1 protein-coding gene is annotated in these 648 nt (G+C 64.8%); it reads right to left on the minus strand.

What is annotated here, in order from left to right:
* A partial coding sequence (locus ODE13_RS16885; RefSeq protein ID WP_322480308.1) for an L-serine ammonia-lyase, iron-sulfur-dependent, subunit alpha occupies positions 1-648 on the minus strand: 648 nt, incomplete at both ends.

Genomic DNA, 648 nt, shown 5'->3' on the forward strand with positions numbered 1-648 from the left:
CCCATCAACGCCATCCGCGCCGCATTGACCGCCTTAGTCGCCGCAATCGCATTCCGCTCAATACACGGCACCTGCACCAACCCCGAGATCGGATCACAGGTCAACCCCAGATTGTGCTCCATCGCAATCTCCGCAGCATTCTCCACCTGCTCCGCAGACCCACCCAGAACCTCACAGAGCCCAGCAGCCGCCATCGAAGACGCCGAACCCACCTCCCCCTGACACCCCACCTCAGCACCAGAGATCGACGCCTGCTCCTTATACAGCACCCCAATCGCCGCAGCAGTGAGCAGATACCGCACCACCGCCTCTTCACGGTCCTCCGGCGCGATGAAACTGCCTCCCGGCCCATAATGGGTCGCATAGAACCCCACCGCCGGAATGATCCCGGCAGCCCCGTTGGTCGGCGCAGTCACCACCCGGCCACCCGAGGCGTTCTCCTCGTTCACGGCCAACGCCACCAGATTGACCCACTCCTGCCAATACGCATACGACCGATCCGGATCCTGCTCCGTGAGCCGGGCATGCCACCCCGGAGCACGACGCCGGACGTTCAACCCACCCGGCAGCACCCCGGTGCGGCCCAACGCGGAGTTCTTACACTCCTCCATGACACCCCAGATGTGCAGCACCCCCGCCCGGACCTCC

The organism is Nesterenkonia sp. HG001, assembly GCF_034438835.1.
In the GTDB taxonomy this organism is placed as follows: Bacteria; Actinomycetota; Actinomycetes; order Actinomycetales; family Micrococcaceae; genus Nesterenkonia; species Nesterenkonia xinjiangensis.